The organism is Pseudomonas sp. BRM28 (assembly GCF_002939405.1).
Taxonomy (GTDB): domain Bacteria; phylum Pseudomonadota; class Gammaproteobacteria; order Pseudomonadales; family Pseudomonadaceae; genus Aquipseudomonas; species Aquipseudomonas palmensis.
This window is the reverse complement of record NZ_PEFV01000001.1, coordinates 5,534,649-5,560,420: the sequence shown is the minus strand read 5'-3', so window position 1 is coordinate 5,560,420 and position 25,772 is coordinate 5,534,649. Positions and strand designations below refer to the sequence as shown.

20 protein-coding genes and 2 pseudogenes are annotated in these 25,772 nt (G+C 58.0%); 12 read left to right on the top strand and 10 right to left on the bottom strand.

The annotated features are described in order from the left end of the window. Positions 1-20: 20 nt before the first annotated feature. From paaZ to CR917_RS25455, 4 genes are all read left to right on the top strand, one after another. Positions 21-2,075 (top strand): phenylacetic acid degradation bifunctional protein PaaZ, encoded by a 2,055-nt coding sequence (gene paaZ, locus CR917_RS25470; protein ID WP_104573053.1) that lies wholly within the window; start codon positions 21-23, stop codon positions 2,073-2,075. Positions 2,076-2,310: 235 nt separating this feature from the next. Continuing rightward, positions 2,311-4,404 carry a PQQ-dependent dehydrogenase, methanol/ethanol family gene (locus CR917_RS25465; protein ID WP_104573054.1) on the top strand — a complete coding sequence of 698 codons (2,094 nt, stop codon included), beginning with the start codon at positions 2,311-2,313 and terminating at the stop codon, positions 4,402-4,404. An 88-nt stretch (positions 4,405-4,492) separates the two neighbouring features. Beyond that, on the top strand, positions 4,493-5,359 hold the full coding sequence (locus CR917_RS25460; protein WP_043862995.1) for a transporter: 867 nt from the start codon (positions 4,493-4,495) through the stop codon (positions 5,357-5,359). Positions 5,360-5,487: 128 nt separating this feature from the next. Then, positions 5,488-5,877, top strand: coding sequence for a hypothetical protein (locus tag CR917_RS25455; RefSeq protein WP_146095038.1), 390 nt, complete (start codon positions 5,488-5,490; stop codon positions 5,875-5,877). A 94-nt stretch (positions 5,878-5,971) separates the two neighbouring features. Here the strand turns inward: CR917_RS25455 and CR917_RS25450 are convergent, their stop codons facing one another. Continuing rightward, entirely contained in the window at positions 5,972-7,219 is a 1,248-nt protein-coding gene (locus tag CR917_RS25450) for an MFS transporter (RefSeq protein ID WP_104573055.1), read from the bottom strand. A gap of 103 nt (positions 7,220-7,322) precedes the next feature. Here CR917_RS25450 and CR917_RS25445 point away from each other — a divergent pair, with 103 nt between their 5' ends. Further along, positions 7,323-8,291: an AraC family transcriptional regulator gene (locus tag CR917_RS25445; RefSeq protein WP_104573056.1), complete on the top strand. Its 969-nt coding sequence runs from the start codon at positions 7,323-7,325 to the stop codon at positions 8,289-8,291. A gap of 126 nt (positions 8,292-8,417) precedes the next feature. On the opposite strand, the gene CR917_RS25440 is transcribed toward CR917_RS25445, so the two are convergent. Further along, on the bottom strand, positions 8,418-8,726 hold the full coding sequence (locus CR917_RS25440; protein WP_078480193.1) for a DUF3077 domain-containing protein: 309 nt from the start codon (positions 8,724-8,726) through the stop codon (positions 8,418-8,420). A gap of 640 nt (positions 8,727-9,366) precedes the next feature. Between CR917_RS25440 and CR917_RS25435 the strand changes: the two genes are divergently transcribed. Next, positions 9,367-11,181 (top strand): hypothetical protein, encoded by a 1,815-nt coding sequence (locus CR917_RS25435; RefSeq protein ID WP_256589752.1) that lies wholly within the window; start codon positions 9,367-9,369, stop codon positions 11,179-11,181. Then, complete coding sequence (locus CR917_RS25430) at positions 11,181-14,261, top strand: AAA family ATPase (RefSeq protein WP_104573057.1); 3,081 nt, start codon at positions 11,181-11,183, stop codon at positions 14,259-14,261. Before CR917_RS25435 ends, CR917_RS25430 begins: the two co-directional genes overlap by 1 nt. A gap of 338 nt (positions 14,262-14,599) precedes the next feature. Here the strand turns inward: CR917_RS25430 and CR917_RS25425 are convergent. Then, positions 14,600-15,160, bottom strand: a pseudogene (locus tag CR917_RS25425) (GNAT family N-acetyltransferase); the annotation flags it as partial. A 558-nt stretch (positions 15,161-15,718) separates the two neighbouring features. Between CR917_RS25425 and CR917_RS25420 the strand changes: the two are divergent. The 5 genes and pseudogenes from CR917_RS25420 to CR917_RS27860 form a co-directional block, all read left to right on the top strand. Next, the gene (locus CR917_RS25420) at positions 15,719-16,261 is read left to right on the top strand and encodes a redoxin domain-containing protein (protein WP_043862990.1); all 543 of its coding nucleotides are present in this window, start codon (positions 15,719-15,721) and stop codon (positions 16,259-16,261) included. Positions 16,262-16,272: 11 nt separating this feature from the next. Next, complete coding sequence (locus CR917_RS25415; RefSeq protein WP_012051936.1) at positions 16,273-16,812, top strand: thioredoxin domain-containing protein; 540 nt, start codon at positions 16,273-16,275, stop codon at positions 16,810-16,812. A gap of 98 nt (positions 16,813-16,910) precedes the next feature. Then, positions 16,911-18,011 (top strand): low temperature requirement protein A, encoded by a 1,101-nt coding sequence (locus CR917_RS25410; RefSeq protein WP_104573058.1) that lies wholly within the window; start codon positions 16,911-16,913, stop codon positions 18,009-18,011. A 228-nt stretch (positions 18,012-18,239) separates the two neighbouring features. Then, entirely contained in the window at positions 18,240-18,542 is a 303-nt protein-coding gene (locus CR917_RS25405; protein ID WP_043862987.1) for a putative quinol monooxygenase, read from the top strand. 197 nt (positions 18,543-18,739) lie between these two features. Then, a pseudogene (locus CR917_RS27860) lies at positions 18,740-18,919 on the top strand (potassium transporter); the annotation flags it as partial. Positions 18,920-18,957: 38 nt separating this feature from the next. Here CR917_RS27860 and CR917_RS25395 read toward each other — a convergent pair. The 7 genes from CR917_RS25395 to CR917_RS25365 all read right to left on the bottom strand — a co-directional run bounded on the left by CR917_RS25395 (position 18,958) and on the right by CR917_RS25365 (position 25,768). Next, the gene (locus CR917_RS25395; RefSeq protein WP_043862986.1) at positions 18,958-19,941 is read right to left on the bottom strand and encodes an LLM class oxidoreductase; all 984 of its coding nucleotides are present in this window, start codon (positions 19,939-19,941) and stop codon (positions 18,958-18,960) included. A gap of 412 nt (positions 19,942-20,353) precedes the next feature. Then, positions 20,354-20,920 carry a hypothetical protein gene (locus CR917_RS25390; protein WP_104573059.1) on the bottom strand — a complete coding sequence of 189 codons (567 nt, stop codon included), beginning with the start codon at positions 20,918-20,920 and terminating at the stop codon, positions 20,354-20,356. 197 nt (positions 20,921-21,117) lie between these two features. Beyond that, positions 21,118-21,750 (bottom strand): hypothetical protein, encoded by a 633-nt coding sequence (locus tag CR917_RS25385; protein WP_104573060.1) that lies wholly within the window; start codon positions 21,748-21,750, stop codon positions 21,118-21,120. A gap of 111 nt (positions 21,751-21,861) precedes the next feature. Further along, positions 21,862-23,088, bottom strand: a complete 1,227-nt coding sequence (locus tag CR917_RS25380; protein WP_104573061.1) for an MFS transporter — start codon at positions 23,086-23,088, stop codon at positions 21,862-21,864. 48 nt (positions 23,089-23,136) lie between these two features. Beyond that, positions 23,137-23,523 carry an ectoine synthase gene (locus CR917_RS25375; protein WP_043862984.1) on the bottom strand — a complete coding sequence of 129 codons (387 nt, stop codon included), beginning with the start codon at positions 23,521-23,523 and terminating at the stop codon, positions 23,137-23,139. Positions 23,524-23,559: 36 nt separating this feature from the next. After that, positions 23,560-24,642 (bottom strand): acyl-CoA dehydrogenase family protein, encoded by a 1,083-nt coding sequence (locus CR917_RS25370; protein WP_256589753.1) that lies wholly within the window; start codon positions 24,640-24,642, stop codon positions 23,560-23,562. Between the two features lie 91 nt (positions 24,643-24,733). After that, positions 24,734-25,768, bottom strand: a complete 1,035-nt coding sequence (locus CR917_RS25365; RefSeq protein WP_043862982.1) for a hypothetical protein — start codon at positions 25,766-25,768, stop codon at positions 24,734-24,736. Positions 25,769-25,772 lie beyond the last annotated feature (4 nt).

Below are 25,772 nucleotides of genomic sequence, written 5' to 3'. Positions count from 1 at the left end.
AAAGAACCGGAGGACACCTCATGTCTGTTGCCCCAACCTTGCAAAGCTTCATCGCCGGCCGCTGGCTCGGCCAGCATGGCGCGCAGCCGCTGCGCAGCGCCCTGGACGGGCACGTATTGGCATACAGCCATGAAGAGCGGCCCGACTTTGCCGAAGCCATCGAGCATGCGCGCCGTGAGGGCCTGCGCAGCCTGATGGCGATGGACTTCCAGCAGCGTGCCGCGCGGCTCAAGGCCCTGGCGCTGTACCTGGCCGAGCGCAAGGAACAGCTCTACGCACTGTCCCACCACAGCGGCGCAACCCGCGCCGACAGCTGGATCGACATCGAGGGCGGCAACGCCACGCTGTTCGCCTATGCCGGCATCGGCAGCCGCGAACTGCCCTCGGGCAACCTGCTGCACGAAGGCCCGGCCATCCCGCTGGGCAAGCAGGGCACCTTCGCCGGCAGCCACATCCTGGTGCCGCGTGCGGGGCTTGCGGTGCACATCAACGCGTTCAACTTCCCGATCTGGGGCATGCTTGAAAAGTTCGCGCCGACCTTTCTGGCCGGCATGCCGTGCATCGTCAAGCCGGCCACCTCCACCAGCTACCTGACCGAGGCGGTGGTGCGCCTGATGGATGAGTCCGGCCTGCTGCCGGCCGGCAGCCTGCAACTGGTGGTGGGCAGCACCGGCGACCTGCTCGACCGCCTGCAAGGCCAGGACGTGGTGACCTTCACCGGTTCTGCCGATACCGCGGCCAAGCTGCGGGTGACCCCGAACCTGATCCGCCACTCGGTGCCGTTCACCGCCGAGGCCGACTCGCTCAACTGCGCGATCCTGGGCCCGGACGTGAAGCCGGACGATGCCGAGTTCGACCTGTACATCAAGGAAGTGGTGCGCGAGATGACCACCAAGGCGGGGCAGAAGTGCACCGCCATCCGCCGCGCCATCGTGCCGGCCAAGCACCTGGACGCCGTGGCCACGCGCCTGCGCGAGCGCCTGAGCAAGGTGGTGGTGGGCGACCCGTCGGTGGAGGGCGTGCGCATGGGCGCGCTGGCTTCCCATGACCAGCAGCGCGACGTGGGCGAGCGGGTGCGCAGCCTGCTGCAGAGCTGCGACCAGCTGTTCGGCGCCAGCGATGGTTTCGAGCCACGGGGCGAGGGCGTGAGCGAAGGGGCGTTCTTTGCGCCGACCCTGCTGCAGGCACGCGACCCGCACGCCGATGGCGGTGCCCATGACATCGAGGCCTTCGGCCCGGTGAGCACGCTGATGGCCTACCACGACCTGGACGAAGCGCTGGCGCTGGCCGCGCGCGGCAAGGGCAGCCTGGTGGCCAGCCTGGTGACCGCCGACCGCGAGGTGGCAGCCAAGGCCATTCCGGTGGCTGCAGCCTGGCACGGTCGGTTGCTGATCCTCGACAGCGAGGCGGCGGCGGAGTCCACCGGGCACGGTTCGCCCTTGCCGCAGCTCAAGCACGGCGGCCCTGGGCGTGCCGGTGGCGGTGAAGAGCTGGGTGGGCTGCGGGCGGTCAAGCACTACCTGCAGCGTGCGGCAGTGCAGGGTTCGCCGAGCATGCTGATGGCGGTGACCGGCGAGTATGTGCGCGGTGCCCAGGTGTACGAGAGCGAGGTGCACCCGTTCCGTCGTCACTTCGAAGAGCTGCGCATCGGCGAGTCGCTGCTGACCCATCGGCGTACCGTGACCGAGGCGGACCTGGTGAACTTCGGCTGCCTGTCGGGGGATCATTTCTACATGCACTTCGACGACATTGCGGCCAGGCAATCGCAGTTCGGCAAACGCATTGCGCATGGCTACTTCGTGCTGTCGGCGGCGGCGGGGCTGTTCGTGTCGCCGGGCGAGGGGCCGGTGCTGGCCAACTATGGCCTGGACACCCTGCGTTTCATCAGCCCGGTGGGCATTGGCGACACCATCCAGGCGCGCCTGACCTGCAAGCGCAAGATCGATCAGGGCAAATCCAGCCCGCTGGGCCAGCCGCAAGGGGTGGTGGCGTGGGATGTGGAAGTGACCAACCAGCTGGGTGAGCTGGTGGCCAGCTACGACATCCTGACGCTGGTGCTCAAGCGCCCGGTGTAACGCCGAGCGCTGCGCGCTCGATCGCGGGTCAAGCCCGCTCCCACAAGGATTATCGCCGTCCCTGTGGGAGCGGGCTTGACCCGCGATGGGCTACGCAGCAGCCTCCGCAATATGGCACGCACACAAAAATACCTGGCACACACGCAAGCGCTTTACCCCCTCCGACTTTGCTCTAATCCCGTCATGGCCTGCCACGCCACTCATTGATCCACCCAGAACGGGATAACAATAAAAAATGAAACGCTTGATGCCGCTTGCCGTGCTCTACGTGTCAACGCTCGCCCACGCCGGCACGCCCGGCAACATCGACGCCAACCGACTGCTCAACGCCAACCAGGACGCCGCCAACTGGCTCGCCCACGGGCGTACCTACGACGAACAACGCTTCAGCCCGCTGACCCGCATCAACGACCAGAACGTCGCCGGGCTTGGCCTGGCCTGGACGCAGAAGCTCGACATCGATCGCGGTACCGAAGCCACCCCCATCGTGGTCGACGGCGTGATGTACACCACCGGTGCCTTCAGCATCGTGTATGCCTTCGACGCCGCCAGCGGCAAGCCGCTGTGGAAGTACGACCCCAAGATCCCCATGGAGAAACTCAGCCAGGGCTGCTGCGACGTGGTCAACCGCGGTGTGGCCGTGTGGCAGGGCAAGGTCTACGTGGGCAGCTTCGATGGGCGCCTGATCGCCCTCGATGCGGCCACCGGCAAGGAGGTGTGGAGCGTCGACACCGTTCTGGACCCCAACAAGAGCTACACCATCACCGGCGCCCCGCGCATCGTCAAAGGCAAGGTGCTGATCGGCAACGGCGGCGCCGAGTTCGGCGTGCGCGGCTATATCACCGCCTACGATGCCGAGACCGGCAAGCAGGCCTGGCGCTTCTTCACCGTGCCCGGCGACCCGGCGCTGCCACCGGAAAACGAGGCCATGGCCAAGGCCATGAAAACCTGGAAGGGCAATGGCTGGGTCAAGTGGGGCGGTGGCGGCACCGTATGGGACTCGATGTCCTACGACCCCGAGCTGGACCTGCTGTACGTGGGCACCGGCAACGGCTCGCCGTGGAACTACCAGTTCCGCAGCCAGGGTGAGGGCGACAACCTGTACCTGTCGTCGATCGTCGCGCTGCGCCCGGAAACCGGCGAGTACGTGTGGCACTTCCAGGTGACGCCCGGCGATCGCTGGGACTTCACCGCCACCCAGCAGATCGTGCTGGCCGACATCCAGATCGACGGCAAGACCCGCAAGGTGCTGATGCAGGCACCCAAGAACGGTTTCTTCTACGTGATCGACCGCACCAACGGCGAGTTCATCTCGGGCAACAACTTCGTGCAGGTGAACTGGGCCAGCGGCCTGGACCCCAAGACCGGGCGCCCCATCCTCACCGACCAGGCCGACTACGCCAAGGCGCCGAAGGTGATACAGCCAAGCTTCCTCGGCGGCCACAGCTGGCACCCGATGTCGTACAACCCCAACACCGGCTATGTGTACATTCCGGCCCAGGACACCGTGGCCGAACTCAAGGCCGCCGACAAGCCACTGTTCCTGCCGACCAAGTCGGTGGTGAACTTCGGCCTGGACGTGCCCGACCTGCCGGAAGACCCGAAAGTGTTCAACCAGATCCGCAGCGCCTGGCGCGGCCACCTGATTGCCTGGGACCCGGTCAAACAGCAGGCCGCCTGGACCCACGACTATGTCGAGTCCGGCAACGGCGGCACCCTCAGCACCGCCGGCAACCTGGTGTTCCAGGGCACCTCGGACGGCCGCGTCATGGCCTTCAGCGCCGACAAGGGCAAGCAGCTGTGGGAGCACCGCGCCAACTCCGGCGTGCTCGGCGGGCCGGTCACCTATGAGGTCAAGGGCGAGCAGTACGTGGCGTTCATGGCCGGCTGGGGCGGCATCATGCCGCTGATCGCAGGCGGCCTGACCGACAAGGGCAAGGTCCAGCCAGAGTCCCGCGTGCTGGTGTTCAAGCTCGGCGCCAAGGGCGAACTGCCGCCGCCGCGCAAGGCGCCGGTGCGGCCACCGCAAGTGCCCGCGCTGACCGCCTCGGCGGATGAAATCGCCCAGGGCCGCACCCTGTTCAACGGCATGTGCGGTGCCTGCCACGGCCTCAACGCCGCCAGCGGCGGGGTGATCCCCGACCTGCGCTACCTGAGCCCGGACAAGCACCAGGCCTTCGTCGGCATCGTCAGCGGTGCGTTCATGAGCAAGGGCATGCCGAGCTTTGCCGGGGTGCTGGACATGCCGCAGATGCAACTGATCCAGCAATACATCATCAAGCGCAGCCTTGACCTGCGCGCCGCCGCCGACGCCACTGCGGCGCAGTAAGCCACCCCTCGACCCCGCTCGCCAGGCGTGCGAGCGGGGCAGCCTCAACCCGTTCCAATAACAATTAACCGGTAGACAGGTGACCCCCATGAAAGCGCTTTTGCACAAAGGCGGCGCATTGCCGTGCTCGCTGTTCCTTGCCCTGTGCGCCAGCCCCGCGCTGGCCGATGTACGCCCCGACTCCGGCGACTATGCCGCGCTGCCACCGGGCACCGACCTGGCCTTGCTGTACCAGCAGAACCCGCGTATCGACCGCTCGTACATGGGCGGCAAGCGCGCCGCCGACAACCTCGACCTGGACCTGACCGTGGGCGTGCTGCGTCTGGTGCACTTCACCGAGTTCTTCAACACCGGCCTGATCTGGGACCCGCAGATCATCATCCCCTACGGCCATCAGGAAATCGGCGCCACCGGCCAGAAGAACAGCGGCCTGGGCGACATCACCTTCGGCGCCACGGTGTGGAGCCTGGCCGACATGGAGCGCAACCGCCACCTGGGCTGGTCGCTGTTCGTCACCGCGCCCACCGGCGCCGACAAGAACCAGGGCTTTGCCCTGAGCGGCAACCGCTGGGCGGCGGACTTCCAGGTGGGCTATGTGCACGGCTTCAACGAACGCTGGACGTGGGACGTGATCGCCGAGACCGAGTTCTACCAGGAGCAGCGCGACACCGGTGCGCACCGTGACCCGCTGATCCAGCTGCACAACCACCTGCGCTACAACTTCACCCCGGCCACCTCGGTGGCGCTGTCGTACCGGCACAACTGGGGCTCGCGCGAGACGCTGGACGGGCAGACCCTGGAAACCAGCCACAACAACGGCACCGTCGGGCTGTCGGCGACCACCATGCTGGGCAAGCAGTGGCAGGTAATGGGGCAGTACTGGCGGGATGTGGACGTGCGCTCGGGGCCGATGACCGACCATTCGCTGCAGTTCAGGTTGGCGTATATCTACTGAGGCGAGCCTGACGCACACCGGGTGAGGGGCACCCGGTGTGGTCACACGCCATGGCCGGGCTTAGACTGCGTGGCTTGGGCCTGTCAGTCGCCACGCGCCGGGCCGGACACTTGAACTGTGACGTGAACATGAAGCTCAAACTGTGCCTGCTGCTGCTTGTCTGCCCACCGCTGTTGGCCCAGGAGTTTGCCTGCCAACTGGGTGGCAAGATCGTTCCCGTTGCCGAGTATCGGCAGCCGACCCCTGTCTTCACCCGGCTGAAAAATGACGGGCATCCGATGACGGCCTTCGGCTTTTCAATTGCGCACAGTCAGGTGCTGGGGGCCGACAAAGCCGCGCGTGACTATTGCCAGTCGCTGATCGCAACAACGCGCACCGTTCTGTTGTCAGGTCAGTACCCGGCTGATCACTTTCACCCGGGCCAGACCCTGTCGCTCAAGCATGTGCATCGCGACCGCCATGTCTGGCCTTACTGGCCAGACTATTACTGGCTCGCAGATAGCCCCCGGGGCCGCTGACCGATTCTTCGCTGCCGCGTCGCCTGGCGTGTATCGACCAAGGGGAGGGCGGCGCGCAAGGCGCTATCGCGGATCGCGCCGCAGAGCTGAATCATCAGTGGCGCGCCGACCGGTTCAGCACAGCGCCCTCTACCGAAGGTACTCGCACCCGCAGTGCAATCAGCACCGCGGCCAGCAGCATCAGCACGGCCGCCGCCACGAATACGCCTGCGCTGCCACCGAGGCTGAACATTGCCCCACCCGCGGCTGCGCCTGTGGCGATGGCCGACTGTACCGACGCTACCACCATGCCCCCGGCGCTTTCCGCCTGGTCAGGGACCGCGTTGGCGACCCAGTTCGACCACGCCACCGGCACACCGCCAAAGGCCAGGCCCCACACCGCCAGCAGTACGGCCTGCCCTGGCACCGACGCCGGCAACAGGACCAGCGCCAGTGCCGCAACGCCCACCAGCGCGGGCATCGACACCAGGGTGGCCAGCGGGTAACGAGCAAGCATCCACCCGGCCACCAGGGTGCCGACAAAGTTCGCCACACCAAAACCCAGCAACATCAGCGACAGCCCTTGCGGGCCAATGCCGGTCGTGCCTTCGAGGAATGGCCGAACATACGTGAACATCGCGAAGTGGCCGCTGTGCACCAGCACACAACCGAACATCCCCATGGCAATGCCTGGGCGCAGCAATACTTCAAGCACCGTGCGCAGGCGTGCCGGGCGGCGCGGCGCAAGGCTCGGCAGCGTGATTGACTGGAACGCCAGGGTCACCACCCCCACCGCCGCCGCTGCAAAGAACGCGCTGCGCCAGCCATATAGCCCACCCAGATAACTACCCAGCGGGACCGCAACCACCGTCCCGATGGCGATGCCACTGAAAATGATCGAGAGCGCTCGCGGCAACAAAGCCCCCGGCACCAGACGCATCGCCACCGCCGCCGCCATGCTCCAGAACCCGCCAAGCGCGATGCCCAGCAAGATACGCATCAACAACAGCACCACGAAACTGGAGGAAACGGCGACCAACAGATTGGACGCGATCATCAACGTGGAAAAACCCAGCAACACCCAGCGGCGATCGATACTGCGAGTCAGGCCTGGCACCAACAGGCCGGCGAACAGCGCCACCACGGCTGTCACCGTTACCGCCTGGCCAGCCAGCGCTTCGGATACCCCCAGCTCGGTCGCCATTGGCGTCAACAGGCTGGCCGGAAGGTACTCCGCGGTCAGCAAGCCGAACACGCCCATGGCCAGCGAGAACACGGCCATCCACGCGGGGGTTGCAGGTTCTGCATCCGGCCCGGCGCCGGGACGGCTGTCGGGTACGGCATTGCAAACAAGGTCAGTCATTGCACGGATCTCCCAATCTTCAATTGCGACCCGCAGTCTAGGCGCGAGAACCCGGATGATCTATGATCGAAAAACTCGATTTTTTGACCAGAACACCTGAATCATGCCGACGGACCCCTCTGCCTTCTCTTCCGATCTCATCAACGAGCTGTTGCGCGGCATGCGCCTGCGCGGTGTCGACTACCGGCGTATCCAGGCGGGCCCGGCCTTCGGCTTGGGCTTCGCTGCCAAACCCGGGCATGCCTGGTTCCACTTCCTGGCGGTCGGCAACGCGGTGCTGCGCATCGAAGACGGCACAACCTATGCGCTGTGCGCCGGTAACGCCGTCTTCATCTCCCATGGCGCGGCCCATCAATTGCTCTCGGATACACACGTGCCCGTGCAGCAAATCGACCTTCTGGACGGCGAGCCGCTGGGCGACGCCGTCAGCGCGGTGGACACCGGAACCGATGTCGGTGCCATGCCGACCACGCTTTTGTTCAGTGGCTGCATGGAGTTCGAATTGGGCAGCCTGCATGGCCTTGGCAAGCTGATGCCGGGCCTGATGCTGATTGATGCCGGCGGCCAGCGTTACCCCGGGCTGGTGCCGATTCTCACCACCATGGAGCGCGAGGTCAGCGCCGCACGCATCGGCTTCGCCGGCATCCTCGCGCGGTTGGCCGACGTGGTCGCCGCCATGGTCGTTCGAGGTTGGGTCGAGTGCGCCTGCGGTAACGCCTCTGGCCTGGTTGCCGCCCTGCGCGATCCGCGCCTGGCTGGTGCACTGCTGGCGCTGCATCAACAGCCGGGCCGCGACTGGACCGTCGAGCAGTTGGCGGAGCAATGCAATACGTCCCGCTCGGTCTTTGCGGAGCGTTTTCAATTGACGATTGGCATGACCCCGCTGCGCTACGTCACCGAAGTGCGAATGCGGCTTGCCAGCCAGTGGCTGACGCTGGAAAGGTTGCCTATTGAAGAGGTCGCGCAGCGTTTGGGCTATACGTCTCAGGCGGCGTTCAGTCGGGCGTTCAAGCGTGTTACGGGTAAGACGCCTGGGTTGAGTCGCAGGTTGAGGCAGTCGGCTGCCGTCTGAAGCTGAGTGGGATGGGCGAGTGGGCCATCTTGGGCGGCCTTGGCACTATTTGAGACAAGGCCGAACGCGGTCGCTCGCACCTCTTTGCTTTCGATAGGCCGCGTGTGCGGCCCGTGTGTTGCGTCATCAGTTACTGACCGCTTTCGCCTCCATGCCATCAAGCACCGACTCGATCAATGCGTTGCTCAATTCCAGCGAATGTTGCGAGGCCATCAGCAGGCTTTTGAACTGCTCATCGGCGCGTTCGCAGGCTTGTGCGGTGGTGTCCCTTGCACACTGGATCATGATCGACAGGTAGACCAGCGCATCTTCGAGCTTGATGTCTTCGCGCACGGAAAACAGGGGAGGGTGATCGCCGTGGCAACAGCCGAAGGAGGTGTAGGCGGGTTTGCGCGGGGTGTTGGGGAGTGGGGGATCAGGGACGATTTTTGTCATTGTGCAGCTCCTTGATTGGTGGAGCCGACCAGCATCGTGACCAAACGATGGGTGGCGGCTGTACGCAGGTTGGTCAACCGGGAATCAAGGAACCCGGCGCGCACGAATGCGCCCCACGCACAGCCGCCATAACACGAAACAGCAGACACAAAAAAGCGCCACTGATTCGGATGCGGCGCTTTGTGCGCCTTGATTTATCTCAGGTGACCAAACCTGGACGCTGGATTTACAGCGACTGAGCAAGGTTAACGGGGTTGGGGTGGGGATTCAAGTTTCTGGCAGAGGGAAGGAGGAGGCGTTACCGTCTGAGTGCTGATGCATTCATTTTGACGATCTGGCTTGCTTTTGAATTCAAAGGTTTAAGGCGCGCAGAGCGGCCTGCGCTTGAGGCTGACCAATACGTTGCAGTCTGTTGCGGCAGCTAGAGATTCTGGCCGTATGCGGTCTTGGGTGAAAGACCGCTTACGACCCTAAGCTGCCCTTCGCCAAGGGCAGCAGTCGGCCAAAAGCGATCACTCCACGATTCGGCGAAACCCCTTTGCTCTTTGTTACACTCGACTGACAGAAGGATGCTGAGTCACCTGAGCACTTCGCGTGTACCGAAAGTTATTCGTCGGCATCTGGTCCGGGAGATTGGTTGGTGATAAGGATCGTAGAAGTAGAACAAGTGCTGCGGGAGCAAGCGATTCCCCTTTGGCTGATGAGCTTGCAGGCGCTAAACCCAGCCCGCGAACCCTATAGGGCTATCCTTCTCCAACCTACCGGCGTGATTGAAGCCAACGAACAGCGTATTGGCCATGCGGACAGGGAGATTGGGCATGCCCTTTGTAGCGGCTTTCTCGAGTCCGCCGTTCAACAGCATGCGGATTTGGTGGTCGCCCCCGAATACTGTGTTCCTTGGACTGTCGTAGAGGAAATAGTTGCCGGACGCTATCGACCGCCACAAGGCTCTATATGGGTGCTTGGATGCGAGAGTATTTCCCCGAATGCTTTGCAGGACTTGGGAAATCGTTTTCAGGCTGCAGACCATTGCGTATTTCTTCATGAGCCGCTCGATCCAAGACAGGCGGCGCAACGACGCTATGTCGATCCACTGCTCTACGTCTTCTGGGCTCATGACCAAAATGGTCAATCCGTGCTAGTGCTTTTAGTACAACTAAAGACTGTCGCGTGTCGAGACTCTCTGGATGTAGAGCAATCCTCGTTGTGTTTAGGGCAAGCGGTGTATGTCTTCAATCGTGCAGTCGGAAACATGTGCCTTGCCTCCATCATATGTTCCGACGCCTTCGATTTCACGGAGCACGTAGATCACCTCCATACTAACTGTCTTCTGATCCATATCCAGCTCAATCCCAAGCCAGCACATGCTGATTATGCAAGCTATCGCACCAGGCTTTGTTCTGTTGGATCGAACAGTCACGTAGAGCTTCTGTGCTTGAACTGGGCTCAGAACGTCAAGGAAGCCAAAGGTGCAGGTAGGTTTTCTGAATGGAACAACGTTGCAGGATCAGCTTGGTATGCTCCTCCGGCAAAGTTCAGCGCTGATGATGGTCTGATTGATGAGCTTCATCGTGGTGGTTTGTACTACTGCCTGCTTGATCAACGGTGGCATGCCTTCTTCCTGAACTACGAAGGACAGGTCATTCTTCTGCAAAAGCAGAAGCTCCTGTTTCCGGGTGAGCAAGCACTGGTTACAAAAAACTTCATCAGGGTTGAAGAGCGCTGGGCCTGGAACGCGGACACCAGCAGTTGGCTACCCGGCTCCGTCGCAAATGACGGTTTTGCCGAAGCGCTGGTGGGGTATCGGTCGATCAGTGCAGATTTACTTCTAGCATCTACGGCTAGCCCACTTGCAGTGGAGCGTGCAATTGAGATTCTCATGGGGCCTCGAGGCAAACCATCCACGTGGTACACCACTAAGGAATTGGATGCTCTGCGCCTCGATAGGGATGAAGAATCCATTCGCCGCGTGACAGTCCATCAGGATAAGGACGTGAACCGGCCTGGAGTGTCGTATCGCACTCAAAGATTGCAGCGCGCACACGATGCAATTGGGCTTGCCCAGTCTGCCGTTCCCTGGCCGGCGGCGGTTCGTGACTTGGCCCAAGGTTTCAAATTCTCGTGGCGCCGACAAGCTCCGCATCACAACATTGAACCCACGTCCGGTGGCCTCGGTTCTGCGGCACTTGTCTACCTCTCTGACCAAGCGAACGATGCTGCCATCGAAAGTGCACACCGTATGCTTCGCTTAGCGCTCGTTGAACAAGCGTCCATTGATGCTGCACGCGCAGGCCTGGACTCCGAAGCCATGAACGATGCCATCGTACGCGCTCCTGACAGACTTTGTGTCGTGTTCCGCAGGGACAATCAATACGGCGCTAGAGGCCCTGAGGGAATGAATCTCATCGACACACCCGCCAGCGCGTCTCCGGTGGATTTTTCAGAGGATAGATAATGATCAATGCGCAACGTGTCGAGGCGATGCTCAAGAACCGATACCCTGATCTTGAGCATGTTGGAAATGGCATATTTCGAGGCGTTGACCGTTTCGGTGAGCGTGACTATGCCGTGCGCTACTTTGATCTGAATGATCAGCTTGCGCAAGCTGCGGCCTCTCTCAAGAGTTACCAGGAAGACGTTCTCTCCGGGATGTACTTCTCGAGTGATGTCTCGACGGATCTGCGCTGGAGCCATTATCTGTACTTCGTCACCAGTGATGAAGAGGCTCAAGGTGGTGAGTTCGGTCGGCTGAAAGCAACGATCGAAGCAGATCGGGAATATGCTAGAAAGCGAGTCATTCAAGAAGATGAGATCGCTCCACTGCTTGCAGATGCCGCTACACCGCAGGCTGTAAGAACCATGCCCGTCGACCTCGCGACAATATGGTCGGAGGCGCTATCCCAGCATAAGCTGAACTTCATCCTTGACAGTGACATCACGGTTCCCGAGGCGGTACGCAGAATTGTCGCTGGTGCAACCGACACGGTGGGGAAGGCCGTTTCTCCGGTTTCCTTGCTTTCCGGCGAAGAGGCCGCAGTCGATAATTTTATCCAGAGCCTGGCCATCACAGGTTTTCGCTCTCACCCTGAGCAAAAGGTTCATGAGCTTGGCCGGGTCAACCTGATAGTCGGCAGTAACGGAGTTGGAAAAACTTCACTGCTCGAGGCAATTGAGTTCGCTTATTGCGGAACGAATCGTCGGGAATCTCCCGTTCTCCCGAAAACATCTGTGGTTCTGGATTTTGGGGATACGGGAGAAAAGTTAAATTCGACCACGAATACGACGCGCCTGCGTGCGCGACACTCAAACTGGTACGCCAAAACCGACCTAAAGAACGCCACTATTCAGCACAGCTTTGCGAAGTTTAACTTTCTCGACACCGACGCAGCCGTCGAGCTCAGCGTTACTTCGAGTTCGGATCAAATCGGTGAAGATGTAACTCGGTTGGTGCTCGGCGCCGCGTCAGAACAGCTTGGGGATCGGTTGCGCCGCGTCCTTACGCAGTTGCAGGACGAGCTGAAGGGTTCTCGCCGAGAAAATTCTACAAATCAGCGGTTAAAAGAGTCATCTCAAAAGCGCCTGGACTATCTCAAAACAATCCCCAAGCTGTCTGACAGTTTGTTCTTGGAGTTACTGACGGCAACCCGAGCGTCGGGCTGGATTCAGCCACCGGCAGAAAAGGGGCACCTCGAGGCGTTCAGGGATGAACTTCAAAAGGCCACATCCGCAGTCGCGCTTATCCGGCGATCATCGATCGATGCACTTCACAGTAATTTCAGTGACGCTCAAATGATCCTTGCAAGCCTGGAGGACGAGGCCAGAAAAGCAGATGCGCTAGATCAGCGCGCCCAGGCCGCTCGGCTGGCGCAATCCAATGCGAACAGGGAAGCGCAGGCCACCTTGGAGTCGATCGCCGTAACAGAGTCACTACTGGCGTATGCTCGCACCGACTTTTCACGTTTGATTCAAGATACACAGGATCTTCAAGGGCGTGTGCGTGCTTCGAGCGCGAGATTAGCCACCACTCCCAGCCTCATCGATATGCAGCCGATCCAGACGTATCTGAACCAGCCACTGGCAGCTGTGATTGCTTCGATAACCGGTCAAGTAGAGGAGTCTGGGCGCCGACTTGAATCAGCGCGGTTGTCTCTTCAGGCTTTTGAAAAGACCCAAAGCGCCATGACCGTTTTGAAGCAGCGACTTCTGGTAGCTGCCCAGGAATTACTGCAAGTTCAGGTTGATCCTAATCATTGCCCGCTGTGCAAAACAGAGTTTGAGGAAGGTCAGTTACTTGCCCGCATGATGTCAGATATTGAAGGCAGCACATCGGAGCACGCAGCGATGTTGCAAGCGACGATCACGTTCGAAAGCGACGAGCTGGCTAAAGCCAAAGTGACTATGGCGACTCTGACTTCAGTGAAATCGTTTTTCGGCAATTCTGATCTGCTCATCACCGTCGAAGAGGCGCTCCGGTTGATTGATGAGGAAAAAAGGAAGTTGGAGCAAGACCGATACGAGCTTGATGCCAGCCTATCGAAAATCAATCTGCTCTCGGCAGAAGGTCTTTCTAGTGAAGACCTTTCCCGAAAATTACTGATCGCAGGACTGTCTGAATTAACGTCTCTAGATGCGCTGCTCCAAGTTCAGGCTGATAAAAAAGAATTGCTAAATGCCACTCAGGCTGCCTCAGCTTCCGCAATTGAGGAGTTGAATGAGGTAAGGCAAGAAAGTGAAGCCTTGGCTGCTCGCTTATCGATTGAAGTGCTAGACGATCCCGAGCAGTTCGCTCAGGCCGTCAAAAAGCAGTTTCAGGATTTGGATGCTGCTTTGGGTGCTCGACAGACCTTAACTTCGATCCTAACAATCGATACTGAATCGACCGCCGAACAGATTGGTATCAACCTTGCCACAATGCGGCAAATGCTTATCAACGTCGCCACAGCGGAAGCTGTTGAGACCTCAAACGATACGGAGCTCAATCAAGAGGCATCGACCATCGCTGAGCTCGATACCAAGATTGGCGAATTGGACACGCAAATAAGGCGTGCAGTTGAAGCCGAAGCAGTGCTGGGGGAGCTTGCTCAACAGCGTTCGGGAGGGGAGTTGACCAACCAGATTTTGACTGAAAACGCTGCGGAGATCGCCCGCACATTTGCAAGCATCCACATGCCCAACGAGTTTGAGTTAAAGACTGATCAAGGCAAGCTTGTAATTATTCGCAGGAGCAACGGTGCAGAGGTTCAGCTTCATCAAATGAGTACCGGCCAGCGGGCTGCCTTCGCCTTGTCGCTGTTCTTGGCAATGAATGGCCGCCTGCAGTCAGGGCCACCTATTTTGCTCTTCGATGACCCGGTGGCACACATCGACGATATCAACATGTTGTCATTCCTTGATCACCTGCGAGATCTGGCAATCAGCGGTTCGCGTCAAATCTTCTTTGCAACAGCGGACAACAAGCTTGCAGGGCTGTTTCGTCACAAGTTCCGATTCCTGCAGGATGACTTTAAGGAACTGCGACTGTCGCGAGCTTCGTGACAAAGAGCAAGCGAGGGTCGCTCTAGTGCCGTCCTGCTAAGCCGTGATGAGCATTGGAACCGGGCGACGCTGCCAGCCACGTAGTCGGAATCGCTGGCCGCGTTTACAGGGTAGATTCGGCATGAAGCTAAGGCAAAGAATTTTTTCCTTAGCTTCCTTTTGTACGCTTAACACAAAAAATTGCTTGCTGGCTCAGACGGCTTCTTTTGGCCGATTGCCGACCTCGGCGAAGGGCCGCTTTGGGTCGAAAGCCGCCGCTCCGGACTGACCGCTCCCGACCCATTGCAGCCGTTCAGCACTGGCAGATTTCGATCCCTCGCGGCCAGTGCTCCCGACACTTACAGTTCCCGAGCCCAAGTCTGGCTGACGAGGTCTTTTCCGAAGCTGTGTACCTGTTCTTCTTCGACCAAATGGAAACCTGCTTTCTGATAGAGCTTTCGGGCATCGACAAGCACACTGGTTGTCCAGAGGATCATGTGCTTGTAGCCCGCGAGCCGCGCAAACCGAATACTCTCTTCCAGCAACCGATTGCCGATTCCCATGCCCCTGGCGCTCGCGTCAACGTAGAGCATCCGCAGCTTGGCGGTCGTCTGGTCATGTTTGACGACAAAGACCGAACCGATAACTGTGCCCTCTTTTTCCGCGATCCAGCATCGCTCGCAGGACGGGTCGAACTCACGAAGGTAGTTGGCGACGATTTCCGCCACCAGCGCTTCGAACTCCATATTCCAACCGTATTCGCGGGCATAGAGTTGCGCTTGTTGCTGAACAACGATACCCATATCGCCCGCTTGTGAATCGCGCAGGATGTAGGAATGATCACCGTCGCCCAATTGAGTCTGGATCTGTCTCATGGCTTGGATCAATTGTTCTTGCTGGCGCTCAGGCAAGCCTTGCAACATCAACACACTAATGACAACGACTCGTTTGTCCAGAGCATTTCCCATAGCAACCTTCATTCTGTAGACCTGAAGGCGGTTTCAGTGTCTGCCTCTGGTCGATTTCTGCTTGTCGTAAGGGGCAGCAGTTGTCGTCCAGAAAGCAGATGTAAATTTGTCTGAAGTGGCGAAATAGCTGCCAAAATCATCGTGTTAAAACGCCGCCTGAAATGGCAGCAAGATAAGCGCGTGAGTGTTGTTGGCACTGGAGGGTAGCGAAAAATCGTTCAGCTACTACGGTAAGCGTCATCAACGACTATAGTCATTGGTGAGCCAGAGCGAATCTGACCATTCCCCTGCCAACCTGGCCTAATCCAATTCCGCGATTACACGGCGGATCTTCTTGTGTTCCTTGATGCGGAACGTGAACGTTTCGCTGCCGAAATCACTCAGGCTCAGGCTGAGATCGAGGTAGCGTTGTCTTTTTTTGAACCCCTTGATGGTGGATGGAGTTATCCCGCCGGGCACGTCGCATCCCACTGAGCACGTCCCAACCACCCATCTATCAAGGTTCAAGCTATGAATACTTTAGAGTTCGATGATGCACAAAAAACCAATGGCGACCGGGTTCAGGGGCCGCTGCCGGCCGGCACTGTCGCGCCCGACTTCACTCTTCAAGCAACCCCTGATCAACAGTTGTCGCTGCGTGAGCTAAAGGGAAATACCGTGATATTGGCGTTTTATCCCGCTGACTGGACTTCGGTGTGTGGTGACCAACTGACTTTGTACAACCAGTTGCTACCCACATTCAGAGAATACGGTGCGGCGCTACTGGGTATCTCGGTTGACAGCGCCTGGTGTCATCAGGCCTTTGCCAAAGATCGGAATTTTCACTTCAGCCTGCTGGCCGATTTCGAGCCCAAAGGGGCTGTGGCACGACAGTATGGAGCGTACGAGTCCCAGCTCGGGGTTTGTAAGCGTGCGCTGTTCGTGATTGACAAGGACGGGATGGTTGCCTGGAGCTACGTCTCCCCGATGGCAATCAACCCTGGTGCGGACGGTATTCTGGATGCGCTGGATGCTTTGGCGAATTCGCCACAAAGCACGCCAACCAAAAATTAACAGGTGATTAGATGGCCACTCTCAAAGTCCCGGTAAGTGCCGACGACCATCGCCAGGGAAGTGCGCATGCCAAGGTCACCTTGGTCGAATTTGGCGACTATGAATGTCCCTATTGCGGTGAAGCTTATTGGATGGTCAAGAATCTGCAACAGCATTTTCGCGATGACTTGCTGTTTGTGTTCCGTAACTTCCCTCTGACCACCGCTCACCCCCATGCATTGGGTGCAGCGGTCACCGCTGAGTATGCCGGGAGTCGAGGATTCTTCTGGGAGGCCCACGACGGATTGTACGAAAATCAGGATCGATTGGGCCTGCCGCTGTATCGCGCCATCGTTCTCAAACACGGCCTTTCCAGGGAGGAATTCGATCTTGCAATGCAAGAGGATACTTACATTCCCAAAATACAAGCCGATTTCAATGGCGGTGTACGCAGCGGCGTGAATGGCACCCCAGCGTTTTACATTGACGGGCTTCGGTATGACGGAGTTCCAGAGTTCATCGGGATGAGTCAGATGATTGAGCTTTTGTTAGTGCGTGGACGAAATCGCTAGAGAGCCAAATCGGCTTGGCATCACCCACATCGGAGCCGGGGAAAAACCAACGTTAGCTTCCTTTTACATTAAAGAGGTGGGCACGGAGCCGGCAACTAATGAAATCTTTGAAGTATTATGAAGAAAATCGACACGCCACATGGTTGGAGTTGTTTTTTGACCTGACTTTCGTTGTTACGATAGGTCAAGTTACGCACACTCTCGGACATGTTCATGATGGGCACTTTGAACATAAGCAATTATGGACATTCTTACTGCTTTTTGTGCCGTTGTGGTGGATCTGGTCCAGTCACACGATTTATTCCAACAGGTTCGATACAGACAGCAATCTTCACCGTTTGGCAACATTATTCATAATGCTCCTGCTCATTGTGCTATCGGCACGGATCGGGGAAGACTTGGAAGTGAACTACCCGCTCATTATTGTCTGCTATTCTGGTATACGTGCAATCATCAGTGTTATGTATATTTCATCCATTAGTAAACTCGGTTCTCGCGGCGAACTTTCCTCAAGGCTTGGCTTCGCCCTATTAGTTAGCGCAGTTATTAGCCTTTCATCCGTTATTTTTGACCCGCCCTTGCGTTACCTTGTTGCTTATATTGGGATTGTTCTTGATATTCTGTTTCCTGTATTTTTCTGGACTAAACTAAAACCGTTGCCAGCACACACAGAGCACTTGGTTGAGCGCATAGGCCTACTCACCCTAATCTTATTGGGGGAGTCAATTATTAGCCTTTCCGGAGGCTTATCTAACATTCAATGGGGTTATTATAATGTGATGGCGGCCATCACCGGATTTATCATGATTTGCAGTATCTGGTGGATCTATTTTGATAGTTTTTACTTGCTGAACAAACATCAAAGCAGGATGAGTGGGCACGCCTTAATCTACTCGCACCTTTTTCTTTTTATGGGGCTGGCACTTCTGGCAAATTTGATTAGGCATGCGATCCTGAACGACATTGCGATACGCGATTTCCAGATTATGTCGATCACCGGCATGGCCTTGTTTTTCCTAGGTAAGCAATATGGCTATTTCATAGCCGTGAGTAGAATAAGGGAATACATCCTACAAAACACGTTGATAGTGTTTTCTTTGGGCGGGTTAGTCGTGTTTTTACCCCGCGTCGAGTACATATTGGTCGGCCTGACAGCAACCATGATCTCTTATGTTTTTCTAAATTTCAGATATCGTTGAATCATCATTATCAGACCAGAGGGTGGGACCAAGTGAGCAAGTGGCTGACTTGCGGTTACATGCTGCCCACTACGTCGTTCTCACTGCTCGTGCGCTACTCGCCGCTACCCTTGGTCTATTTGGGTTTGTAATCCTGGTATCGTCGACCATAGTTAAGAGTCTCGGATGCCCCTCTTAGCTATCGCGATCTGATAGCGCCAGCCGCATCGTAACAACAGGAGCCACATCATGGTCAAAGTAGCGTTGTTCGTTCGCCTAAAAGCAAAACCCGGGAAAGAAAAGGATGTAGAGAGCTTTCTTTTGGGTGGCCTTCGGTTAGTGGAGGAGGAGCCAGCCACTACAGCCTGGTTTGGAATCCGCTTGGGGCCGTCCACCTTTGGCATCTTTGACGCATTCCCGGATGAAGCGGGCCGGCAGGCTCATCTTTCGGGCAAGGTCGCGGCGGCGCTCATGGCAAACGCTGCCGAGCTATTTGCCGAACCGCCATCAATCGAGAAGGTTGACGTCCTTGCGGCCAAGCTACCCAGCTAAGCAAACCCAATAGGAAGCTCCAGTCAGTACTGGGAGGCCCACGATGTATTTTGTGAAAATCAGGATAGCCTGGGCCTGCTGCTGTTCCGGGCGGTGATCAATCAAAACACTTGTATTGAAGATAAATGTCATGGCTAAAGTGCCGTGTCCAGGATTCATGCCATGCTTGCGCGCTCGGTATAAGTGAAAGGATATGCGCGCAAATCGTGTCCAGGGACGGCGTGGAAGCCGCACAGAATATGCAAGGCAACGTGCTCATCACGGGTTTAGGCTGGGTAGGGTAGATTGTTTGCCGGGCACCGGTCGCTCATGGCGCGAAGATCTCCATCATTGATATAGAACCGGAGGTCATCCGCGCCGTGACACCTTATGGTTTCGTCAAGTGAGCATTCGTCGGCGTAGCAGTGACCGATGTTCAATGAGCTGCCTGACGCGGCTGCACTCCGAACTGCGCAACGATGTGCGTACCCAATTCCTCAATAACTTCCACCGCAGGGCGCTTGCCGTATTTGAGATTGAGAATGACGTGGTCCACGCCGATTTCCTCAAGCGACTCCAGCAAAAAACGTAGATGGTAACGTCCAAGTCTGAACCCCAAATGGATACGTGTGGGTGGCGTTGACGGATTCTCATCGAGATCGATGTACAGCGACTGAGTAAAGGGCTTATACACAGAACCACATTGTTTCGTGACCTCCAGTCGCCAATCTTCCACGACCAGCCGCTGCATGTTCGGAATGCGTGGATAGTTGATCCATCCGTTGCTCTCACGCGCGATCCAATCCAGTGACTGGCGACTGTTGCCGGTCACGAGCATTGGAATGAATTGGGTGGTCGGTTTCGGAATCAGGTCTGCGCCTTGCATTTCACCAGTGCTCCAGTGGATGGGCTCAAAACTGGTGCTGTGGGCGCGGCGAATCACTTCGTAGTGTTCTCGAAAGATCTCTCCGCGCCTTTCGGGATCGACGCCAAATGCCGAAAACTCCACTGGCCGATCTCCCGAAGCAACCCCCAGAATCAAGCGACCAGTGCTCAACTGATCTACGCTGGCAGACGCCTTGGCCGTGTGCAGGGGATGGTGCAGCGGGATGGCGATGGAGGCGGTGCCAAGTGCAATCTCCGAGGTATGGGCGGCCATATAACCCAGGTAAACCCAGGGGTCGAAGACTTGGCCGACATCGCCGAAGCCAGGGTCGCGAAGCGGCACGTCGCGAAACCAGAGCGCGCAGAAGCCCAGCGCCTCGGCTTGTTTAGCCAGTGTGACCTGGTTGAGCATGCTCGGAGTGTCCCCGTCGAACGCCTCCATGGGAAAGAATAATCCAAGGCTCAAATGCCCCTGAGTGAAGGTTCGGCTGAACCCTCGATGCTGCTGGTAAGGAATCGTGCTCGGCCGATACATACGGATTGACCTCATGGCAGAACGTGAACAGCGCCCCCGTTTCCAGAGGTGCTGCGGCATCGGTCGCTTTTGAACAGCAGGTGGGGGGACTGGGTCTGGCTTTTACCCGTTGCGCCGTACTGCTGGTCGTGTGGACCGGACTCAGGGGGCAGTTGCTGGCGATAGGCGCGGGTTGGTCCGGGTGGGTGTTAAGCGGACGGTCAAAGGAAGTCAGATCTCTCGGCTCTATACCACCAGATGGGCAAGGCGTTCGAGGAATCATTCTATAAGCGTAGGCGGTTTTGCAGCTCTCCGCCATATTCTTACAATCGAGCCGCTGGTGGGCGAAAGTCGCGTATCGAAGGCAGTTATCGGTCGTTTCCTGCCATTCCAGAACGACCGCTATTGGCCGATAGCGGTCAGCCAACGTGTCTCAAAAGGGATCGAGCCGTGCGTCGATGCCAGCCTGCTTAGCCAGCGAGATCAGGTTTTCGACGCAATCTTGCTCAATGATGCAACCCACATAATCGGCGCCGCCTGTATCCACATGCAGAAAGCGCTTCCCGAACCCGGTCAGCCATTGATCGAAATCGATCAGCACTTGCATCAGTGATGGCGTCTCTTCCAGCTTGTAGGCATAAATCTGGTCAATGCCGCTGGCTTCAATCAGTTTCGGTGCCAGGTACTTGAAATCATCGAAGCCGTGCACGTCCACGGCCATTAGAACCAGATTATTGAGTAACTGGCCTTTATCAGCGTCCAAAAGACCACTGACCAACGCGGTGGCCGGGTCTTCACCTAGGTTGTAATAGCGCGACACCCTTCTCAAGAGACGCGCACGTTCCTTTTCAGGCAGCCGCGCCAACAGGGCCTGGGTGAACGTTTTCAGTTGCGCACCGAATGGATAAAGCTCACGCATAATCGCGGCATCGCTCAACCTTGGTTCATCGGGTGGGGGTTGTGTGAAGCGATCGCCGAACAATCGACTGAACAAGCCCATCGCCGTTTATTCTCCTTGGTGGGTAAAGCCTCTGGCGCGAAGCTTACCCCAGCGGTTCGATGACGGCGAATAGGGTCAGGGTTGACATCTATTCAGTCTACGTGTGGCAGCAATCGACCCATAGCAGCCATTCACGAAGGGCCGCATTCGGCCAGTGCCGCAGCAGTGGGCCGCAGCATGAGTGCGAAGTCCTTTAATTACTCGACCTTTTTACCTGGCAATGGGGCCGTATGAATTTCGTCAAACATAGCGGTTGCCACTGAAGCAGCATAAACAATGTATTTCACATCACTTTCTTTGCTCTTGACTTCATAGATTTCACAAAGAAGACTTTTGTTGTTCTTGGGCAACGCTGCAGGCGACCAGGATGAAGGGCTCTTGAAGTTATACTCAGGGCCTTTGTACATTAAGGATTTTATGCCAACAACGGTACGCTTGTATTTTTGTCTGTCAGGTCTTTTGGAATTTTCATAGTCCCCTATAAATGATCCTAAAGAACCGGAGACAACATCTATGCACTCCTTGTCTAGCGCGGTCTCATAATCAGCAGCCGCGTAGGTTCCAACGCTGCCATGGTTGGAATAGAATTTTTGACGGGGCGTCAATTTCTCTTCTGGCTGCTTGGGTTTATATTCATCACCCTCGAAATGGTATTCGATGTACCCTCGCGAAATATCCACCCTGTTGTATATTTTTCTCTTTTCTATCACGTCTTCAAAAGTGTACCAGCGATGCTCAATTAGTGTGTGCTCGACGTCTAGCCCGCTCGCCATCACTTTTAAAGAAAGCACGGAGCCGAACAGGATATATGCAATGTTGATACTTTTCATGAGCTCGCCCAGGGCATGGTTTTTTAAAGTTTACTTGATTCTAGCCAGTGCACGATAGAGTTGTAAATTTAACTAATAGCAAAATCAACCTCAGTCAATGCGCCCCCTCACTCACTTGCCGGGATCTTGGCCTGCCTCCAGTGCCGATGCGTCGAGCTGGCCCGGTGCCTTTCCAAACCACCACAGCGCCCCCGCACCCAGCAACGTAGCCGACACAGCCAGCATCAGAATCACCCCTTGCGTGCCCAAAGGGGCAGCCAACAATGCCACCAGCAAGCCGGCCAGGGGCTGCGACAGATTGTTGAGCAAGGTGATCACCCCCACCGTCTTGCCAAAGTCCTGAGGCGCGATGACCCGCTGACGGATACTGCGCATGTAGACGTTGAACATCTTGTCGAAGCCGACGATCAGCAGAAACCCCACCACGTAACCGATCAGATCTGGGCTCCAGGCGCTGATGAACGCGCCTGCGACGATCATCGAATAGGCCACGCCCCCCATTACACCTAAAGACAACACCACCCGGGCGAGAAAAAACAGAATCACGATGGTGGTCACTGCGCCAACTGTCTGCAGCCCTGCGTAGTCATCCTTGCCGGCGCTGTACTCGCCGAGCACCATGGCCGCCGAGGTGGCCAAGGTGACCCCGACGATCAGGTTGACCCCAACCGCTAGCACGATGATCTTTTTCAGCTCCGCCAATGCGCGGATATGCCCGAAGGCGATGCGCAGTGGCTGCAGCCAGATATCCTGATGCTGCTCGAACACTCCCAGCGTGATGCGGCTTAGACGTTGCCACACCAGCATGCCGATGTCGGCCAGCAAGAACAGCACGGCCACCCCAAGCACCACCCAATGCCAGGCCCAGACTTCCAGTAACAGCGCTGCCACCAGCGGCCCGAGCACCAGCCCGGTCTGGTCGGCTATCTGCGAGTAGGCCAGGGTCTTGGCGTAGCTGTAGTGCTGGAAGATATGCGGCATCAGCACCTCTCTGGCCATGATGCCCTGCGTGGTCAGTACCCCACACAGCGCCGACAGCACCACCAGCCAGGCAATGCCGCCGAAAAGGGCGTAGAACACCACCGCCAGCACGCACAGAAGCGCTCGGTAGATCTGGCTGATGTGCAGGATCCTGATGGGGCAGAACTTGTCGCACAGGGCCCCGCACACAGGAAACGCCAGAAAGCGTGGCAGTGATTCAACGAAAAAAGCGAGCCCGGCCCAGGACGCACTGTCGGTGACCTGAAACACCACCAGCGGCACGATGAACAGAAGTATCTGGTCTGCCAGTCGAGAGAAGAACAGTGAGGTGAAAAAAGCCAGGTAGTCCTTACGCACAACAACCTCCTGCCGCTTGGCGGCGTGGCGTGACGGCATGCCGCTACATCAATAGGCAGAGCCCGAGTTGTCGTTGAGGTTATGTCGCTCGTCACCGCGCAAGGGCGGGTTGAAAACGCTCACCAGAATCAGATCCTGTTGCTTGCCCCCGCGCAGGTAATGGCGATCATGCTGGTCGAGCACATACACGTCACCGGGTCGAATCGGATAGACATTACCCTGCATGTCTTCGACTTCGCCTTCCCCTGCGATGCAGTAACACGCCTCCAGGTGATTGCGATACTGCAGCAGTGATTCAGTGCCAGCACGGACCAAGGTGTGGCACAGGGTAAAACCCATGGCGTCCCGCTCGGTGAGCAGGCGATGGCTTGTGCCGGCGCCCCATTCGACAAAGTACGGGGTTTTCTCGACGTCGGATTTGTTGCGAACGAACATATAGGCCTCTCTGGCAATGCAGGGATTAAGAAGGAGTCAGGCCGGTTCTGTATTTGTACTGACGGGAAGCAGGATGTTTTTGCCGCAGGCCAGCATCGCGTCGCTCCAGACCAGGTCGCGGTGCGCGGCCATGGCCTGAATATCGCGCCAGTGACGCTGAAGCGGATTGCCAGTCACCAGCGACGAGGCGCCCAGCCGCTCGACCAGGCGCTGCACCACCTGCACGCATTGTCGTGCCAGATAGGCGCGGTCGCGTTTGAGCAGCAACAGTTGCGCTGCGTCCAGAGCGTGGCTACGAATACCGGCGTCATGCAACCGGGAAATCAGCGAGTCATACAGCAGCCTGGCGCTGTAGAGCTGCGCCGAGGAGTGGGACACCTTTTCGGCGTAGCGTGGATCGCTGGACAGAGGCGATCCGGCCAGGGTCGCCACATATTCGGCATGCGCGCCCTCGGCACAACCCAGTAGCGGGCCGATGATGGAGGTAGTGAGGTAGGGTGCTAGCGGAAGCCCGTCGATATAGTCGGCGCCGGGTGCGAGCGGGCGCTGGCCAAATATTTCGTTCAAGGGGAAGGCCTGTTCGTGGGGCACCAGCAACTGGTGGGCCAGCACATCGTGCGAACCGGTTGCCGCCATGCCGTAGCTATCCCAGCTGTCCAGCTTCTGGACCTTGTGCGCAGCGACCAGCAGTAGGAAACGCGGGGTCCGCTCGGCATCCGGGTGGTTCGGGCAGGGGGCATTGAGTATCAACCACGTGGCGTTCTCGATGCCCGAGCTGAAGCGCCAGCGCCCGCTAACCCGAACGCCCTCGGCCTCGAATGACAACTGGCTGTCTGCGCTGTTGGAAGCTGAGGCGAACAGCTGTCGAGGGCCTTCGGCGTATAGCCGGGCTTGGCAGGATGGAGGCAGGCGCCGAGCGATGCAGCTGTGGCCGCCCACCAGGGCCAGCATCCAGCCCGTGGAGGCACAGCCCATGGCTGCGATGCGCGCGCTCTCCACCAGTGTTGGCCAGTGCCCGCTGCTGGTGGCCGGGGCGCGGGGTGACAGCAGGTCCAGCCAACCGCCAGCAAACAGCTCGGTGAACGTAGCGCTGTTCAAGCGGCGGTTTTTTTCTGCCACGCTCGCTCGTTCCCGCCAGCCTGGCAGGTGTTGTCGGGCTCGTTGACAGAGTGCGGGCAGGGCCGCCTGGTGAGGCATCTGTTCAGCGAAATCAAACATTACCCGAGCCCCCATCATCGCTCGGCGAGGACGAAATGGCGCCCAGGCGCGTGCTTTCAAAGCTGAAGTCTGCGGGTTGCACCACCGGGCCCAGCAGACTGAGGAAGTGTTCGATTTTCTCCGGGTCGTCAGAGGCGACGAATTCGCAGAAGTTACTGCTGCTCCAGAGGAGGTGAACGTGATTGAAATGGGTCGAGAGGGTGCTGACTAACTCTTCCAAGGTGACCTGGCCGTTTTGCATCTGTTGGAGCATCTGTTGGCGTTTCCAGCGAATTTCTTCTTCGCTGAAGTAGCGAGCTTTGAACACCTCGTCCTTGATGCGCTCCCGACGCAGGTATTCCATAGGGTCGGGGTGGTTAAGCTTCTCAAGAAAAAATGCCAACCCCCCAGGTTTGAGAAATTGCTTGATATGGCTGATTTGCCGATTGCGGTCACGGCTATAGAACTGGAACGCGGCCATTTCATAAATGAACTCAAAACCCAGGTTGAAGCTCTCGTATTCGGGGCTTTGCAAGAGGGGCGGGCACACCTTGAAGAAAGACTGCGGATAGAACCGCGACAATGCCGGGTCTGCGTGCCTGTCGAAGGTGATCTGGTTCGCCCGATTGGGAGATGAGGTGAAGCTGCGGATCAGGCCTTGCGAATGGCCGGCCAGAGCACGGCCGTTACTGCCATCAAAGGCATCTACTTCGAACAGGCTGAAGGTCTGGCCGGCTTCTGTGGTGCGGGCCTGGGCCAGGCGGGTCAGGGCTACGCCAACCCTGGACAGCTCTTCGAGAATGTATGGAACACTGGCGAGGAAATGAGAAAAGAGTGGCCCCGCACCCTCTATCAAGCGGTCATGGTAGTCAAGGACTCGTGGGTCTTCGATCTTCGACTTCAGATGGCTGTGCAGGGATTGCAAGGGCACTTGGCTGGCGCCTGTTGCCAGGCTATGGAAGTGGCCGGCCAATTTGAGCATGGCGCTTTGTTGCAGGTCCTGGTCCAGAATGGCGTCGTCCAGTAGAGGCTGGGTACAAGTGGTCATTTTG